22 protein-coding genes are annotated in these 16,191 nt (G+C 68.1%); 19 read left to right on the top strand and 3 right to left on the bottom strand.

Translation table 11 applies throughout. The features are described 5' to 3' along the window. Positions 1 to 44: 44 nt before the first annotated feature. The 19 genes from rpsH (at position 45) to truA (ending at position 11,794) form a co-directional block, all read left to right on the top strand. Positions 45 to 443: a 30S ribosomal protein S8 gene (rpsH, locus tag ABZS69_RS30545; RefSeq protein ID WP_219467986.1), complete on the top strand. Its 399-nt coding sequence runs from the start codon at positions 45 to 47 to the stop codon at positions 441 to 443. Positions 444 to 459: 16 nt separating this feature from the next. Beyond that, positions 460 to 1,002 (top strand): 50S ribosomal protein L6, encoded by a 543-nt coding sequence (gene rplF, locus ABZS69_RS30540; protein WP_355378609.1) that lies wholly within the window; start codon positions 460 to 462, stop codon positions 1,000 to 1,002. Positions 1,003 to 1,004: 2 nt separating this feature from the next. After that, on the top strand, positions 1,005 to 1,388 hold the full coding sequence (gene rplR / locus ABZS69_RS30535) for a 50S ribosomal protein L18 (RefSeq protein WP_350730991.1): 384 nt from the start codon (positions 1,005 to 1,007) through the stop codon (positions 1,386 to 1,388). Between the two features lie 25 nt (positions 1,389 to 1,413). Next, complete coding sequence (gene rpsE, locus ABZS69_RS30530) at positions 1,414 to 2,043, top strand: 30S ribosomal protein S5 (protein WP_349446692.1); 630 nt, start codon at positions 1,414 to 1,416, stop codon at positions 2,041 to 2,043. 2 nt (positions 2,044 to 2,045) lie between these two features. After that, a complete protein-coding gene (rpmD, locus tag ABZS69_RS30525) occupies positions 2,046 to 2,228 on the top strand; it encodes a 50S ribosomal protein L30 (protein ID WP_080043226.1) in 183 nt (60 codons plus the stop codon). Between the two features lie 2 nt (positions 2,229 to 2,230). Then, positions 2,231 to 2,686, top strand: coding sequence for a 50S ribosomal protein L15 (gene rplO / locus ABZS69_RS30520; RefSeq protein ID WP_355378608.1), 456 nt, complete (start codon positions 2,231 to 2,233; stop codon positions 2,684 to 2,686). A 166-nt stretch (positions 2,687 to 2,852) separates the two neighbouring features. Continuing rightward, positions 2,853 to 4,157 carry a preprotein translocase subunit SecY gene (gene secY, locus ABZS69_RS30515; RefSeq protein ID WP_355378607.1) on the top strand — a complete coding sequence of 435 codons (1,305 nt, stop codon included), beginning with the start codon at positions 2,853 to 2,855 and terminating at the stop codon, positions 4,155 to 4,157. Next, positions 4,157 to 4,807: an adenylate kinase gene (locus tag ABZS69_RS30510; protein WP_355378605.1), complete on the top strand. Its 651-nt coding sequence runs from the start codon at positions 4,157 to 4,159 to the stop codon at positions 4,805 to 4,807. The genes secY and ABZS69_RS30510 overlap by 1 nt, the downstream gene beginning before the upstream one ends. 112 nt (positions 4,808 to 4,919) lie before the next feature. After that, positions 4,920 to 5,729 carry a type I methionyl aminopeptidase gene (gene map / locus ABZS69_RS30505; RefSeq protein WP_355378603.1) on the top strand — a complete coding sequence of 270 codons (810 nt, stop codon included), beginning with the start codon at positions 4,920 to 4,922 and terminating at the stop codon, positions 5,727 to 5,729. An 18-nt stretch (positions 5,730 to 5,747) separates the two neighbouring features. Next, entirely contained in the window at positions 5,748 to 6,179 is a 432-nt protein-coding gene (locus ABZS69_RS30500; protein ID WP_355378601.1) for a DUF1707 domain-containing protein, read from the top strand. 103 nt (positions 6,180 to 6,282) lie between these two features. Then, a complete protein-coding gene (locus ABZS69_RS30495) occupies positions 6,283 to 6,684 on the top strand; it encodes a hypothetical protein (RefSeq protein WP_355378598.1) in 402 nt (133 codons plus the stop codon). A 292-nt stretch (positions 6,685 to 6,976) separates the two neighbouring features. Beyond that, a complete protein-coding gene (infA, locus tag ABZS69_RS30490) occupies positions 6,977 to 7,198 on the top strand; it encodes a translation initiation factor IF-1 (RefSeq protein ID WP_012887858.1) in 222 nt (73 codons plus the stop codon). 25 nt (positions 7,199 to 7,223) lie between these two features. Then, positions 7,224 to 7,337, top strand: coding sequence for a 50S ribosomal protein L36 (rpmJ, locus tag ABZS69_RS30485; RefSeq protein ID WP_003956441.1), 114 nt, complete (start codon positions 7,224 to 7,226; stop codon positions 7,335 to 7,337). Positions 7,338 to 7,559: 222 nt separating this feature from the next. Next, on the top strand, positions 7,560 to 7,940 hold the full coding sequence (rpsM, locus tag ABZS69_RS30480; protein WP_125644650.1) for a 30S ribosomal protein S13: 381 nt from the start codon (positions 7,560 to 7,562) through the stop codon (positions 7,938 to 7,940). Between the two features lie 42 nt (positions 7,941 to 7,982). Further along, positions 7,983 to 8,387, top strand: a complete 405-nt coding sequence (gene rpsK, locus ABZS69_RS30475) for a 30S ribosomal protein S11 (RefSeq protein ID WP_020542285.1) — start codon at positions 7,983 to 7,985, stop codon at positions 8,385 to 8,387. A 23-nt stretch (positions 8,388 to 8,410) separates the two neighbouring features. Beyond that, a complete protein-coding gene (rpsD, locus tag ABZS69_RS30470; protein WP_355378595.1) occupies positions 8,411 to 9,037 on the top strand; it encodes a 30S ribosomal protein S4 in 627 nt (208 codons plus the stop codon). Positions 9,038 to 9,133: 96 nt separating this feature from the next. Further along, complete coding sequence (locus ABZS69_RS30465; protein ID WP_103960866.1) at positions 9,134 to 10,150, top strand: DNA-directed RNA polymerase subunit alpha; 1,017 nt, start codon at positions 9,134 to 9,136, stop codon at positions 10,148 to 10,150. Positions 10,151 to 10,281: 131 nt separating this feature from the next. After that, complete coding sequence (rplQ, locus tag ABZS69_RS30460; protein ID WP_355378592.1) at positions 10,282 to 10,824, top strand: 50S ribosomal protein L17; 543 nt, start codon at positions 10,282 to 10,284, stop codon at positions 10,822 to 10,824. Positions 10,825 to 10,897: 73 nt separating this feature from the next. Continuing rightward, positions 10,898 to 11,794 carry a tRNA pseudouridine(38-40) synthase TruA gene (gene truA, locus ABZS69_RS30455; RefSeq protein ID WP_355378590.1) on the top strand — a complete coding sequence of 299 codons (897 nt, stop codon included), beginning with the start codon at positions 10,898 to 10,900 and terminating at the stop codon, positions 11,792 to 11,794. Here the strand turns inward: truA and ABZS69_RS30450 are convergent. The 3 genes from ABZS69_RS30450 to ABZS69_RS30440 form a co-directional block, all read right to left on the bottom strand. After that, positions 11,759 to 13,795: a hypothetical protein gene (locus tag ABZS69_RS30450; protein ID WP_355378587.1), complete on the bottom strand. Its 2,037-nt coding sequence runs from the start codon at positions 13,793 to 13,795 to the stop codon at positions 11,759 to 11,761. The two genes, truA and ABZS69_RS30450, sit on opposite strands and share 36 nt — an antisense overlap. Positions 13,796 to 13,899: 104 nt before the next feature. Beyond that, on the bottom strand, positions 13,900 to 15,162 hold the full coding sequence (locus tag ABZS69_RS30445) for a hypothetical protein (protein ID WP_355378585.1): 1,263 nt from the start codon (positions 15,160 to 15,162) through the stop codon (positions 13,900 to 13,902). A gap of 24 nt (positions 15,163 to 15,186) precedes the next feature. After that, entirely contained in the window at positions 15,187 to 15,867 is a 681-nt protein-coding gene (locus ABZS69_RS30440) for a CAP domain-containing protein (protein ID WP_355378582.1), read from the bottom strand. Positions 15,868 to 16,191 lie beyond the last annotated feature (324 nt).

Here is a 16,191-nt window from a genome sequence, read left to right as displayed (position 1 = left end):
GCTGCTTGGCCGACTGGAAACCGCGGCGAGGAAGGCCACTGGCCATGACGATGACCGACCCGATCGCAGACATGCTGACGCGTCTGCGAAACGCGAATTCGGCGTACCACGACAGCGTGTCGATGCCGTACTCCAAGATCAAGGCGCACATCGCCGAGATCCTCCAGCAGGAGGGTTACATCCAGGCTTGGACCGTCGAGGACGCCAAGGTTGGCAAGAACCTCGTGGTGGAGCTCAAGTTCGGGCCGACTCGTGAGCGGTCGCTCGCGGGCGTGCGCCGGGTGTCGAAGCCCGGTCTGCGGGTTTATGCAAAGAAGGACAACCTGCCTCGGGTCCTGGGCGGACTGGGCGTCGCGATCATCTCGACGTCCCACGGCCTCATGACCGACAAGCAGGCCGGCAAGCGTGGCGTGGGCGGGGAAGTCCTCGCCTACGTCTGGTAGAGGGGAGGAACACAGCATGTCGAGAATCGGACGGCTGCCCATCCCTGTGCCCAGCGGCGTGGACATCACGATCACCGGCCAGGAAGTCCAGGTAAAGGGCCCGAAGGGCACGCTCAGTCACAAGGTCGCCGAGCCCATCACGGTCGCTCGCGACGAAGACGGCTCCGTCGCCGTCTCCCGGCCCAACGACGAGAACAAGGTCCGTGCGCTGCACGGCCTGTCGAGGACGCTCATCGCCAACATGGTGCAGGGTGTCACCCAGGGTTACTCCAAGTCCCTGGAGATCGTCGGCGTCGGTTACCGCGTCTTGGCCAAGGGTCCGACGCAGCTGGAGTTCTCGCTGGGCTTCAGTCACCCGGTCATCGTCGACGCCCCCGAGGGCGTCACCTTCCGCGTCGAGAAGCCGACCGTGTTCCACGTGGACGGCATCGACAAGCAGAAGGTCGGCGAGGTCGCGGCCAACATCCGCAAGCTGCGCAAGCCTGACCCGTACAAGGGCAAGGGCGTGCGCTACCAGGGCGAACAGATCCGCCGCAAGGTCGGAAAGGCTGGTAAGTAGGCATGGCTCCGAAGACTGCGTTCAGCAAGCACACGGCTGCCCGCACCGTCTCGCGGGCCCGCCGTCACCGCCGCGTCCGCAAGAACGTCGTCGGCACGACCGCGCGTCCGCGCCTGGTCGTCAACCGTTCGACCCGTCACATGTTCGTCCAGATCGTGGACGACACCGTCGGCCACACGCTGGTGAGCGCGTCCACCATGGACCCCTCGCTGCGCGTGCTCGAGGCGGACAAGACCGAGAAGGCGAAGAAGGTCGGCGAGCTCCTCGCTCAGCGGGCCAAGGAAGCCGGGATCACCGCTGTCGTGTTCGACCGCGGTGGCAACCGCTACGCCGGCCGCATCGCGGCTCTGGCGGACAGCGCCCGCGAAGGCGGGCTCGAATTCTGATGGCAACTGAGAAGAGGAACCACTGATGGCTGCAGCTCCGCGTCGCGGTGGCGGCACCGGTGGCGAGCGGCGGGACCGTCGTGACGATCGCCGCGGTGGCGCCGCCGACAAGGGCGTCTCGTACATCGAGCGCGTAGTGAAGATCAACCGAGTGGCCAAGGTCGTGAAGGGTGGTCGTCGCTTCAGCTTCACCGCCCTCGTCATCGTCGGTGACGGCAACGGCCTGGTCGGCGTCGGCTACGGCAAGGCCAAGGAAGTGCCCGCGGCCATCGCCAAGGGCGTCGAAGAGGCCAAGAAGCACTTCTTCAAGGTGCCTCGGATCCAGGGCACCATCCCGCACACCGTGCAGGGCGAGGAGGCGGCCGGCGTCGTCTTCCTGCGTCCGGCCTCGGCCGGTACCGGCGTCATCGCCGGCGGCCCGGTGCGCGCGGTGCTGGAGTGCGCGGGCATCCACGACGTGCTGTCGAAGTCGCTCGGCTCCGACAACCCGATCAACATCGTGCACGCCACCGTGGCGGCTCTGAAGGGCCTCTCGCGCCCCGAGGAGATCGCCGCCCGCCGTGGCCTGCCGATCGAGGACGTCGCTCCGGCCCGCATGCTGAAGGCTCAGCGTGAGGGTCTCGCCGAGGCGGCGGCCGCGAAGGCGGTGAGCTAGTCATGGCACGCCTGAAGATCACTCAGGTTCGCTCGAAGATCGGTGGCAAGCAGAACCAGCGTGACTCGCTGCGTTCGCTTGGCCTGAAGCGAATCGGCGACGTCGTCGTCAAGGAGGACCGGCCCGAGATTCGCGGGATGGTCTCCGTGGTGACGCACCTCGTCGAGGTGGAAGAGGTCGACTAGTCATGACTGACAAGGCTCCGCTCAAGATTCACGACCTGCGTCCCGCCCCCGGCGCCAACAAGGCCAAGATCCGCAAGGGTCGCGGCGAGGCGTCGAAGGGCAAGACCTCCGGTCGCGGCACCAAGGGCAGCCACGCCCGTACGACGGTCCCCCTCGGCTTCGAGGGTGGCCAGGTGCCGCTGCAGAGGCGTCTGCCGAAGCTCAAGGGCTTCTCCAACGCCCTGTTCAAGACGACCTACCAGGTCGTCAACCTGGACAAGCTCGGTGAGCTGTTCCCCGAGGGTGGCGAGGTCACCGTCGAGGCGCTGGTCGCCAAGGGCGCCGTCCGCAAGAACCAGCTCGTGAAGGTGCTCGGCACCGGCGAGATCTCCGTCTCGGTGAACGTTCAGGCTCACGCCTTCTCGTCCACCGCGAAGGAGAAGATCGCCGCTGCGGGTGGCTCCGTTACCGAGCTGTAAGAGCTATTACGAGGCGTGGGGGCTTTGACAAATGCCCCCACGCCCGTAGTGCGTTAGAGTTCGCGAGACGGCAGGCTTCTGACCGACTCGTTTGACCTAAGACACAGATGTCAGATCCCTGCACCATCGCATACTCACACCGCCGTAAAGGCGCGCAGGAGGGACCGTGCTGACCGCGTTTACCCGGGCGTTCCGGACACCGGACCTGCGCAAGAAGTTGCTCTTCACCCTGGGCATCATCGCGCTTTTCCGTCTCGGCTCGGTTCTTCCGACTCCGGGAGTTCACGTCCAGAACCTCGCGGCCTGTTTCGAGCAGGCCCGTAACGGAGCCGCCGGCAACATCTACGGGATGGTGCAGCTGTTCAGTGGTGGTGCGCTCCTGAAACTTTCGGTGTTCGCGCTGGGCATCATGCCGTACATCACCGCGAGCATCATTCTCCAGCTGCTCGTCGTCGTCATTCCGCGACTTGAGGCGCTGAAGAAGGAGGGACAGGCAGGCCAGACCAAGATCACGCAGTATACGCGTTATCTGACCATCGGTCTTGCCATCCTGCAGTCCACCGCCTTCATCGCGCTGGCCCGCACCGGGCAGCTGTTCCCGAACTGCCAGCAGGACGTGCTGCTCGACCCCGACAACATCTTCCAGATCGTGACGATGGTGGTCATCATGACCGCCGGTACGTCCGTGATCATGTGGCTCGGTGAGCTCATCACCGACCGCGGCGTCGGCAACGGCATGTCCATCCTGATCTTCACCCAGGTCGTCGCGGTCTTCCCGTCCGAGCTGGCCAACATCTTCCAGGCGAACAAGTTCACCTTCACGGTCGTCATGGTCGTCGGCATCTTCATGATCGCCGCGGTGGTCTTCGTCGAGCAGGCACAGCGGCGCATCCCGGTCCAGTACGCCAAGCGGATGGTCGGGCGCCGGATGTACGGCGGCACGTCCACCTACATCCCGCTGAAGGTCAACCAGGCCGGCATCATCCCGGTCATCTTCGCCTCCTCGCTGCTCTACCTGCCGCAGCTGCTGACGTCGCTCTTCCAGAGCACGGACAACGCGTTCATCCGCTGGATCTCGCAGAACCTGGCCACGGGCGACACGCCGATCTACATGACCACGTTCTTCCTGCTGATCATCTTCTTCACGTACTTCTACGTGTCCATCACGTTCAACCCCACTGAAGTCGCCGACAACATGAAGAAGTACGGTGGTTTCATTCCGGGCATCCGTCCTGGCAGGCCGACGGCTGAATACCTGAACTTCGTGCTCACTCGTCTGACCGCGCCGGGCTCGCTCTATCTGGGTCTGATCGCCATGGTCCCGATCGTCGCGCTTGCGGTGTCCGGTGCGAGCCAGAACTTCCCGTTCGGAGGGACGAGCATTCTGATCATGGTAGGCGTCGGCCTTGACACCGTTAAGCAGATCGAGAGCCAGCTCCAGCAGCGTAACTACGAAGGTTTCCTGCGGTAGTGCGTCTCGTTCTGGTCGGGCCCCCCGGAGCGGGTAAGGGGACACAGGCCCAGTACATCGCATCGAACCTGTCCATCCCGAAGATCTCGACAGGTGACATCTTCCGTGCCAACGTTTCGGGAGGCACGGATCTTGGCAAGCTGGCCAAGACGTACATGGACCGTGGTGACCTGGTGCCCGACGAGGTCACCATCGCCATGGTCCGTGACCGTCTGTCCGAGGACGACGCGCAGGACGGGTTCCTGCTCGACGGCTTCCCGAGGAACGTCGCGCAGGCGGAGATCCTGCGCGACATGCTCAAGGACTGGGGCCAGGCGCTCGACCTCGTACTCGAGCTCGTCGTCGACGACGACGAGGTGGTCAGGCGGCTGGCCGGCCGGCGCACCTGCAGCCAGTGCGGCCGCATCTGGCACGTCGAGTTCGACGACAAGAAGGACGACAAATGCGACGCGTGCGGGGGCGCGCTCTTCCAGCGTGACGACGACAAGGAGGAGACCGTCCGGCACCGCCTGGAGGTCTACCAGGAGCAGACGGCACCGCTGGTCTCCTACTACGCCGACGAGGACATCCTCGTGGGGGTCGACGCCACGGGCCCGGTCGAGGAGGTCACCCAGCGGGCCATGGATGCGATCCGCCCGTACATGGGTTAGCTCCGGCTACGAGCGATTTGCGGAGGTGGCACGGGTTTCCGTGCCACCTCGCGGCTATTGTGGGGGGAATTGGGCCCCCATAGTGGCCCGTTGAGACCCAGGGGGGCAGAAGATGTTCAAAAGGAACAGACACGGCATTCAGATCAAGTCGCCAGAGCAGCTGGAGAAGATGCGGGCGGCGGGCCTGGTGGTCGGGCGCACGCTCGACCTGCTCAAGCGCTCGGTCGAGCCCGGCATGACGCCGCTCGACCTCGACGTCATCGCCGAGAAGGCGATCAGGGACGAGGGCGCGATCCCGTCGTTCAAGGGCTATCAGGGTTTCCCCGCGACGATCTGCGCGTCGGTGAACGACGAGGTGGTGCACGGCATCCCGACCGACGCCAGGAAGCTGCGCGAGGGCGACGTCATCTCCATCGACTGCGGCGCGATCCTGGACGGCTGGCACGGCGACTCGGCCGTCACGGTCCCGATCGGCGAGGTGGACCCGAAGCTCACCGAGCTGATGCGGATCACCGAGGAGGCCATGTGGCGCGGCATCGCGGCGCTGCGGGTCGGCCGCCACCTGTCCGACATCGGCTACGAGGTGGAGCGGTACGTCAAGTCGCAGGGCCGCTTCGGCATCCCCCCGGAGTACGGTGGGCACGGCATCGGCACCGAGATGCACATGGACCCCTGGATCGCCAACCACGGCCGGCCCGGCCGCGGCCCGGTGCTGGAAGAGGGCATGTGCCTGGCCATCGAGCCCATGGTCAACCTGGGCACCGAGCGGACCCGCGTGCTGGCCGACGAGTGGACCGTGGTGACGATCGACGGCAAGCAGTCCGCACACTTCGAACACAGCGTCGCCGTGACACATAATGGTCCTTGGGTGCTGACCGCCCTGGACGGTGGCAAAGAGCGCCTGGCCCAACCGCAGAACTGACCCCCGGGAGTGGGTGGGATGGCGAACAGCCCCGAGATGCGAGCCTCCGACGGTGATCGTGACCGCGTCGCCGCCATCCTCCGTGAGCACACCGCGCAGGGCCGCATCACGATGGACGAGTTCAACGAGCGGCTCGAAGAGCTGTACAAGAGCAAGACGTACGGAGAGCTGGCCAGGCTGACGGTCGACCTGCCCGACGTCGACCTGCGCAACCGGCCCGCCGTGGTGCCGCAGAACAGCCCCGCCAAGCGCGCCGGCGCGCATCCCGGCATCCGGGCGGCCTGGAGCGCCTGGGCCGCGGCCAGCGGCATCAACTGGGTGATCTGGCTGATCGTGAGCATCACGTCGGGAGACCTGATCTACCCCTGGCCGCTGTGGGTCATGGGCCCGTGGGGGGTCATCCTGCTGGTCAGCACCGTCTTCGGAGACCAGCAGAAGAAGCACAAGTAGGGCTGTGTGCACTAGTGCACTGTGTGCATTCGTGCGCAGTACGGATATGTCTGGATTCCTAACGTGAGCTGTGTCGGGAAGCACGACTCACGGAGGAACCCAAATGCGCAAGATGCTTGCGGCCGCCACCCTCGCCGGCTCGATCGCCGTCACCGGCCTCGCCGTCGCCCCCGCCGCCCAGGCGGCCACCGCCACCCAGTCGACGGTCACGTCGATCAGCAGCTGGGGCAAGTACTACTCGAGCAACCACAAGGCCTACACGTACGGCAAGACCTGGAAGCAGAACGGCAAGGTCTACACCCACTGGTACGGCAAGGAGTTCACGCCGAAGAAGGGGTACGTGTGGTTCAAGTACTACTCCGGCGGCCAGTGGCACAAGTTCGTCCAGGCCTGGGACGGCTCGTACCAGGCGACCTGGTCGAAGTTCGGCATCAAGAAGCTGTACACCTACACCTGCTGGGGCGGCGCGTTCAAGTACTGCGGTCCGGAGCACCGCATCTACTAGGACCTCGACCCACTGGAACAGGGCCCGCCGGGATCTCTCCCTCGGCGGGCCTTCCGCATTCGGGGATGGCTCGAAGGCCGATGAATGTGGGGTAGACTCTTCTCTGGTTGTGTCAGGACACCTGGCACGCGTTTCGCGTTTTAGGCTCAGGTGTCGTACACTCCTTAGTCGGCTCACTATGACTATCACGCGTCGGCGATCGTTGCCGGTCGCCGCTCTCTTCGAAGCGTGAGGTCGCGGCTGCTTAGTGAACCGGAGCCTCAGACGATCGATCAGTGAAACGCGAGGAATCTTGGCCAAGAAAGACGGCGCCATCGAGATCGAGGGCACTGTGGTCGAGTCGCTCCCGAACGCCATGTTCCGGGTGCAGCTCGACAACGGCCATAAGGTCCTGGCCCATATCAGCGGGCGAATGCGGATGCACTACATCCGGATTCTGCCGGACGACAGGGTAGTCGTTGAACTGAGCCCCTACGACCTGAGTCGTGGGCGGATCGTCTACCGATACAAGTAAGACGTCTGAGGAATCACGAAGGACAATGAAGGTAAAGCCGAGCGTCAAGAAGATCTGCGACAAGTGCAAGGTGATCCGCCGGCACGGTCGCGTCATGGTGATCTGCGACAACCTGCGCCACAAGCAGCGCCAGGGCTAGTCGCCGCAAGGCTCCCCGAGTCCGCCCCGATTGAGGGAGCGGGCTCGACGCATGAGGAGCCTGAGTCAGTAATCGCGTCTCACACCTGAGCAGGCGGGCCTTTTTCGAAAGGCTCGAACCGCTCTGGAGACCCCCGGTCGGAGGCCGGGGCCCTCACCCCGGGCATTGGGGAGGGGTAGTGCGGCGCAAGACCTCCGCCACAAAGAAGGAGAATGCCCGACCATGGCTCGCCTGGTTGGCGTCGACCTCCCCCGCGAGAAGCGGCTGGAGATCGCTCTCACCTACATCTACGGAATCGGCCGCACCCGCGCCCAGGAGATCCTCCAGGCCACCGGTGTCAGCGGCGACCTCCGCGTGCACCAGCTCTCCGACACCGAGCTCGTCCCGATGCGTGACTACATCGAGGCGAACTTCAAGATCGAGGGTGACCTGCGCCGCGAGGTCCAGGCCGACATCCGTCGCAAGATCGAAATCGGTTGTTACCAGGGCATCCGGCACCGCAAGGGCCTGCCCGTCCACGGTCAGCGCACGCAGACCAACGCGCGCACCCGCAAGGGCAAGAAGAAGACCGTGGCCGGTAAGAAGAAGCCCGGTAAGAAGTAGTCCACAGCCGCGGACCGAAGACCTCAGGAGTAATGGCAAACAATGCCTCCTAAGAGCCGCCAGGGCGCGCCGAAGAAGGTGCGCCGCAAGGAAAAGAAGAACGTCGCTCACGGGCACGCCCACATCAAGAGCACGTTTAACAACACGATCGTCTCGATCACGGACCCCAACGGGAACGTGATCTCCTGGGCCAGCGCCGGCCACGTGGGTTTCAAGGGCTCCCGTAAGTCCACCCCGTTCGCCGCCCAGATGGCCGCGGAGAACGCCGCTCGCCGCGCCATGGAGCACGGCATGCGCAAGGTCGACGTCTTCGTCAAGGGTCCCGGCTCCGGCCGTGAGACCGCGATCCGCTCGCTTCAGGCCACCGGCCTCGAGGTGGGCTCGATCCAGGACGTCACCCCGGTTCCGCACAACGGTTGCCGGCCGCCGAAGCGCCGCCGCGTCTGAATACGCCCAGGAGATACTGACAAATGGCTCGTTACACGGGCGCGGACTGCAAGCTCTGCCGCCGGGAGAAGACCAAGCTCTTCCTCAAGGGCAGCAAGTGCGAGTCCGCGAAGTGCCCCATCGAGATCCGTCCTTACCCGCCGGGTGAGCACGGCCGCGGACGTCCCAAGGAGTCCGAGTACCAGCTTCAGCTTCGTGAGAAGCAGAAGACCCGCCGCATCTACGGCGTCCTCGAGAAGCAGTTCCACAACTACTACGAGGAAGCCACCCGCAAGACGGGCAAGACCGGTGAGGCGCTGCTCCAGATCCTGGAGAGCCGTCTCGACAATGTGATCTACCGCGCCGGTTTCGCCCAGTCGCGCGACGCCGCCCGCCAGCAGGTGCGCCACGGCCACATCCTGGTGAACGGCAAGAAGGTCGACATCCCGTCCTACCGCATTCGCGAGCACGACATCATCGAGGTCCGCGAGAACAAGCGCAACCTTCTGCCCTACGAGGTCGCCCGTGCGACCGCGGGCGAGCGCACCGTTCCCGCGTGGCTCGGCGTCGTGCCCGAGAAGCTCCGCGTCCTGGTTCACCAGCTGCCGGTTCGCCAGCAGATCGACACCCAGGTCCAGGAGCAGCTCATCGTCGAGTACTACTCGAAGTGAGCATGAGTCGAGGTGCGGATTTCCGCACCTCGACTACGCTTTTTAATCGGAGTGGCGTCATATGGCGGGCGCCACACGAAAAAGGGGAGACCCCACATGCTGATCGCTCAGCGCCCGACTCTTCTCGAAGAGTCGATCGACGACACCCGGTCCCGGTTCGTCATCGAGCCGCTGGAGCCGGGCTTCGGCTACACCATCGGCAACTCGCTCCGCCGCACGCTGCTGTCGTCCATTCCGGGCGCGGCCGTGACGAGCATCCGGATCGAGGGCGTCCTGCACGAGTTCTCGACCGTTCCCGGGGTCAAGGAAGACGTCACCGACATCATCCTCAACCTCAAGGAACTGGTCGTCTCCTCCGAGCACGACGAGCCGGTCGTGATGTACCTGCGCAAGCAGGGCCCGGGTGAGGTCACCGCCGCCGACATCGCGCCGCCGGCCGGTGTCGAGGTGCACAACCCCGAGCTCCGCATCGCCACGCTCAACGGCAAGGCGAAGCTGGAGATGGAGCTGACCGTCGAGCGCGGTCGCGGTTATGTCTCCGCCGCCCAGAACAAGCAGCCGGGCCAGGAGATCGGTCGCATCCCGATCGACTCGATCTACTCCCCGGTGCTCAAGGTCACCTACAAGGTCGAGGCGACCCGAGTCGAGCAGCGTACCGACTTCGACCGTCTCATCCTCGACGTCGAGACCAAGCCGGCCATGAAGCCCCGCGATGCGGTGGCCTCCGCCGGTAAGACCCTCGTCGAGCTCTTCGGCCTGGCCCGCGAGCTCAACGTCGAGGCCGAGGGCATCGACATCGGCCCGTCGCCGACCGACGCGGCCCTGGCCGCGGACCTGGCGCTGCCGATCGAGGAGCTGAACCTCACCGTTCGCTCCTACAACTGCCTCAAGCGCGAGGGCATCCACACCGTGGGCGAGCTCGTCGCGCGCAGCGAGCAGGACCTGCTGGACATCCGGAACTTCGGCGCCAAGTCGATCGAAGAGGTCAAGCAGAAGCTGCACGAGATGTCGCTGGCGCTCAAGGACTCCCCGCCCGGGTTCGACCCGAGCGCGGTGGCCGGCGGCGGCTACGACGACGACGACAGCGCGTACGTCGAGACCGAGCAGTACTGATCCGCTTTTCGAAGGCCCCGCGCGGTGTCATGGCGCGGGGCCACAGCAACGGATCGCATGAGCGACTGCGATCCGGCCCGACTCCGGTACCTGGTACGGCCGGGGCGGGTTAATCCAAGAGGAGAAAGACCATGCCCAAGCCCACCAAGGGTGCACGTCTTGGCGGCAGCCCGGCGCACGAGCGGCTGATCCTGGCCAACCTGGCCACCGATCTGTTCCGCCACGGCAAGATCCGCACGACGGTCACGAAGGCCAAGCGCCTGCGCCCGCTGGCGGAGCGCCTGATCACCAAGGCGAAGAAGGGCGACATCCACAACCGTCGTCAGGTCCTGACCGTGGTCAAGGACAAGGGCGTCGTGCACCACCTCTTCACCGAGATCGCGACGACGTTCGCCGAGCGTCCCGGTGGCTACACCCGGATCACCAAGATCGGTCCGCGCAAGGGCGACAACGCCCCGATGGCGGTCATCGAGCTGGTGGCCGAGCCGCTGAACGCCGTCACGACCCGCCGCACCGAGGCCGCCGCCGCGGCTCCGGCGCCCGCCGCGGAGGAGACCGAGGCCCCCAAGGCCGAGGAGAGCGAGGCCCCCGAGGCCGCCGCCGAGGAGACCCCCGCCGCGGAGACCGCGGCTGAGGAGGCCCCGGCCGCCGAGGCGAAGAAGGACGAGGCCTGATCTTTCAGGTCGGACGAGACGGGCCCGGACCCCTGCGGGGTGCGGGCCCGTTTTCCATTGAAGGAGGATCATCGTGGTACGGCTCCGCCTCGACCTCGCGTACGACGGGACCGACTTCTCCGGATGGGCCAGGCAGCCGGGACGCCGCACGGTCCAGGGCGAGATCGAGCAGGCGCTCGGCAGGATCCTGCGCCTCGGCGGGCCTGCGGCGCTGACCGTGGCCGGGCGTACCGACGCCGGGGTGCACGCGCGCGGGCAGGTCGCCCACGTGGACGTGCCCGGCGAGTCGCTGGCCGAGCTCGACGGCAACAGAGGGCCCCTGGACGTCCACGAGCGGCTCGCTGCGCTCGTCAGGCGGCTGGGTGGGATCCTGACCCCGGATGTGCGGGTTCATCGGGTCTCCGTGGCTCCTGAGGGCTTCGACGCGCGTTTCTCGGCGATGTTCCGGCGGTACGCGTACCGGGTGAGCGACGCGGTGGGCGGCGTCGACCCGCTGCGGCGGCGCGAGGTGGTCTGGCACAACCGGTCGCTCGACGTCGGCGCGCTCAACGCGGCGGCGGCGCGGCTGCTGGGGGAGCACGACTTCGCGGCCTTCTGCAAGAAGCGCGAGGGCGCCACCACGATCAGGGAGCTGCAGCGGCTGGACTGGGCCCGCGAGCCCGACGGGGTGCTGGTGGCGACCGTGGTGGCGGACGCGTTCTGCCACTCGATGGTGCGGGCGCTGGTCGGCTCGCTGCTGGCGGCCGGCGACGGCAGTCGGCCGGTGGAGTGGCCCGGCCAGGTGCTGGCGCGGGCCGTACGGGACTCAGGGGTGCACGTCGCGCCCGCGCACGGGCTGTGCCTGGAGGAGGTGGGCTACCCGGCGGAGCCGGAGCTCGCCGCGCGGGCCCTGGCCACCCGGCGGGTGCGTACCGCCGCCCTCCACCAGGCTCCGTCAGCCCTTGGTGACGCGGCGCTCGAGGACGAGTGAGGTCTGGTCCCGGAACGCCCCGCTGACCTTGGGCAGGGCCTTGTCCTTGGATTCGGGGGTGTGGCCGTCGGCGTAGGTGGCGTAGCTGAAGACGATGTAGCGGCCCCACAACATGCCCGCCGCGTAGCCGCCGGCGATGTTCACGCGCTCGCCGCCCGAGCCCTCGGCGCCGGGGAGCGGGCGGAACCAGACGTTGTGTGACAGGTCCTTGGACTGGTCGGCGATGATGGCCGCGTCCTTGTCCGGCAGGACCGCTATGCCCGTGGTGACCGCGTAGCGGTGCTTGCTGTCGACGTACGTGGCCCTGAGCACGCGGCCGCACTTCTGCTCTTTCAGCGCGTCCGCGAACTCCCCTGTGGCGGCCTTGTCGCAGCTCGACTCCATGGCCGCCTTGACCCTGGTGAACGTGGTGCCCGCGGCGCTGACCTTCTTCTTCGGGAACGCCTCGGACAGCGACAGCTTCTGCGGGTCGGTCTGCTCGGAGTTGAGGATGGACGTGCCGTCGGGGGCGTCGGAGGGGGCGGCGGCGGGAGCCTGCGTGCTGGGTTCGACCGACGTGCTGGGCAGGGCGGCGGCCGTGGTGGGCGTGGGGGAGCTGACCGCCTGGTAGGCGAAGAAGCCGCCGGTCGCCACTCCGGCCAGGGCCAGCGCGCCGAGCGTGACGAGCAGGGCCCGCCTGCTCTTGCCCGGCGGGGCCGGCGGCGGGGGCGGGGTCTGGAACGGGGCCTGTTTGAACGCTCCAGGCGGGAACGCGGGGCTGCCTCCCGAGGGCCGGCTGAGCGGGGCGGTGGGCTTCTGACCCCAGGTGTCCCTGGGGAACGGCAGATCGGGCAGCTTGGCCTCGGATGCGGGGGTCGGGGGCCAGACGGGCACGTCACCGGGCTCCGGCGGGTGGGCCGACGGGTTGGCCGGGTCGGAGAGCGAGAGCGGCGGGGCGCCGTGCTCGGCGGGCATGGGGCCGAAGGAGGGGAGCGCCGGTCGGGTGACGTCCTCCTCCGGCGCGGCGGTCGGGGCCGGCAGGAAGCCGTCCGGCGGGGTTTCCTCGTCGGCGGGGGACGGGTGCTGGGCCCTGGCCTCCGCCTGCTGGGCGGCCTCCCTGCGGGCCGCCTCCGGGTCGAAGTAGTGGGCCGGGCGGGTGAGGCCGTCCGGGCTGGTGGCGTTGGGGTCGAAGGGGGAGCCCGGCTCGTCGTTGTCGGGCTCGGCCACCAGCTCGCCCGTGGCGGCGGGCCAGGGCGGCATGGCGTGCGGGCCGCCTTGGGGCGCGGGCCACACCGGCATGTCCGCCGCGGCGGCCGTGAACGCCGGTGGCGGCTCCCACGACGGGGCGCCGGGCACCACCGGCTCGGCGGGCCAGGAGCCGAGCTCATGCTCCGGCTCGTCCCAGTCCCAGGGGCGCACGGCCCGGACCTGCTCGGCCCGCGCCTGCTCGCCCCGCGTGCGCAGCCGGTCGGCGATCGTGCGGTCGGGGTCGTCCGGCTCGCCCTGCGGGTGGCCGGAGCGGGTGGCGTCGGCGGCCGGCGGCCGCAGGCCGCCCGGCCGGGTCGGCTCGGACTCGTCGTCGTACCAGTCGTACGGCGCGGCGTCGTCGCCCGCCACCTCCCAGGGCTGGGCGCCGGGCGGCTGGTCGGGCTCGGGCGCCGCCGCCCGGAAGACGGGGACCACGGGCCGCGCCCCGGCGTCCGCCACCTCCCAGGGCTGGGCGCCCGGCGGCTCGTCGGGCTCGGGCGCCGCCCGGAGGACGGGGACAACGGGTTGCCCGGCGTCCGCCGCCGCGCCCGGTGGGGCGGGCGGCACGTCGTCGGGTGAGGCGGGCTCCACGTCGTCGGACGGGCTGTGCGCCGCGTCGTCGGCAGAGCCGCTCACCGCCTCGTCGGCGGGGGCGAACGCCGGTGGTACGTCTCGCCCGCTGGTCTGGCCGAAGCTCGGCGGTGGCGTCGCTGGTGCGGCCGATCCGTCGGCTTCCCTGCGATCGTGCTCAGACCCGGGTTCCTGGCCACGCATAGGTCGAGCCTAGCGAGAGTAGCGAGATCGTTATGTCGGTATGGGCGTTCCCAGCGGGATCCGGGATCCCGTTTGGGGGCTTATCGAGCATGAAGCCGGATTCGCTAGAGGGGACTTCCGGTGAGCGTGCGGTTGTCCAGAGCCTTGAAGACCGTCGCCTTGGTGATGTCGTTGATGGCGGCGAAGATCTGCTTGGAGCCCTTCTTGTCCGGCTTCGTGCCGTCCTTGTTCTGGAACCAGACCATGATCGCGTAGTGGCCGTGCGTCCAGATCCTGGCGCCGCCCGCGCCCGAGCCGAGCTGTTTGGTGACACTGTCCTTGCCCGCGAGCGGCTTCACGTAGTTGCTCACGCTGCCGGACTTGGCGACCTTGGACGCCCACTTGCTGGTCTTGAGGTTGGCCACGCCGACCGTGCCGATGATCTTGCCGGCCTTGTCGCGGAAGCTGGCGCGCACGAGCTGGTTGCACTTGCCGTCCTTGAGCGCCTTCTTCAAGGTGTCGCCCAGGGCGCCGTCGGCGCACTTCTTGTCCTTGCTGGTGATCGTCATCTCGTACGAGCGGCCCGAGACGGAGATCTTCTTCTGCTTGCCGAAGATCTCCTTGACCGTGATCGGCTCGGGGTCCGTGGACCGTTCGGCCGCGAAGCCGTACTTGCCGGGCGGGGCCGACGGGAGCGGTGCCGAGGTCGGGCGGGTGTCGGCGGTCTGGGCCGTGACGGGCTTGTCGGCGTTCCACATCATCGCGAGACCGCCGCCGAGCAGGCCGAGCACCGCCACGCCGCCGAGGGCGAACCACAGCGGGGCGCGCGAGCGCGGGCCCTCGTCGTAGGGGCTCCAGCCGACCCTGCTCTGGGGCGCCCTGTCGGACTTGATCTCCTGCTCGGAGTCGTCCGCGGCGCGCTCCTTGTCCTTGTCCTTCTCCTTGCGGGAGCGGCGGGAGCGGCGCGGAGCGGGGTCCTCGGGGCCGTCCGGGCCGTCAGGACCGCCGGGCCCGCCGGGACCACCCGGTCCGCCGGGGCCACCAGGACCGTTCGGGCCGCTCGGGCCGCCGAAGAAGCCGGGGCCGCCGGGGCCGGGACCGCCCGGTCCGCCAGGTCCGTTCGGCCCACCGGGGCCGCCAGGGCCGGGGCCTCCGGGGCCAGGGCCGCCGAAAGCACCGGGACCACCGGGACCGCCAGGACCACCGGGACCGCCAGGGCCTCCGGGGCTGGTCGGGCCGCCGAAAAAGCCGGGGCCGTCCGGCCCGTCCGGGCCGCCGGGGCCGTTCGGAGCGCCGGGACCGTTTGGAGCGCGGCGTCTGCCCGCAGGCTGGAAGACGCTCCCCATCCCATAGGGGGCGCTGTTTTCACGTCCTTCGGGAAAACCCATGCGGCGACATTACCGTGATGTGCGTCATCGGGTTCCGAAGTCCTGGGTCCACCATGGCCCGTCCGGGCCGGACGCGACGCCCACGCCGATGGCCTTCAGGCCGCAGTCGAGGATGTTCTTGCGGTGGTCGCTGCTGTCGAGCCAGCCGCGTACCGCCTCGTCGGCGGTGCTGTACCCGGCGCCGATGTTCTCCGCGGCGCCCCAGCGGTAGCCCGCGCGCTCCATCCGGTCCCACGGCGACGAGCCGTCGGGCGAGGTGTGCGCGAGCTGCCCGGTCTGGGCCATCTCCAGCGCGTGCGTACGTGCGGAGCTGGAGAGGCCGGCGTCCACCCGGAGCGCCACGCAGCCGTGGCGGGCCCTGGCGGCGTTGGTCAGCGAGACGACCTTGGCCGCCATCCCGGGAATGATCTGCACGCCGCCGCTGCCGTCGCTGAGCAGCGCGGGGTTGTCCCGGCTGTTGAACCCGGCGATCTGCCCGTCGGGCGTCTTGGTGGCCCTGGGGGTGACCCGGCCGCGGGGCACCTTCTTGGTCGTGATCTCCCTGGGGATCATCTCGGCCTGCTGCTGCGCCTTCCTGGCCGTCGTCGGCGCGGGGTTGCCGGTGGCCGCCGCGGGCGGGGCGGTCTCGTTGAGGTAGACGTGCGGGGCCGTTTCGGCGTCGTCGGTGAGCCGGCCGATCAACACTCCCGTGAACAGCACGCTCATGAGGCAGGCCAGCACCCCCAGGTGATTCCGGCGCCGAGCGCCCCGCTGGGTTGGCCGGGAGTGAGAGTTCTGCCGCATACCGCCGCTAACGATAGGGATGTCTGGTCCTGGGAATGAAGAGGTCCCAGGGAAACGAAACCGAACCGTTCTGCGTTCGGGTAGACTCGCTCCGGGCTATTGGTCGTTTTGACCTGCGCGCCTTTGGGCGGGTAGCTTAGGTTCGTTGTGTGCATAGGTCCGTGAGACCAATGCGCGGCGCGTCCGGCGTCATCTCCCATGATGAGGAGACGGAAGGTCCGGGCCGTCGTGTGCCCGCACCGACCG

It is taken from the genome of Nonomuraea sp. NPDC005650 (assembly GCF_040605375.1).
Lineage (GTDB): Bacteria > Actinomycetota > Actinomycetes > Streptosporangiales > Streptosporangiaceae > Nonomuraea.
This window is presented reverse-complemented; position numbering and strand designations above follow the sequence as displayed.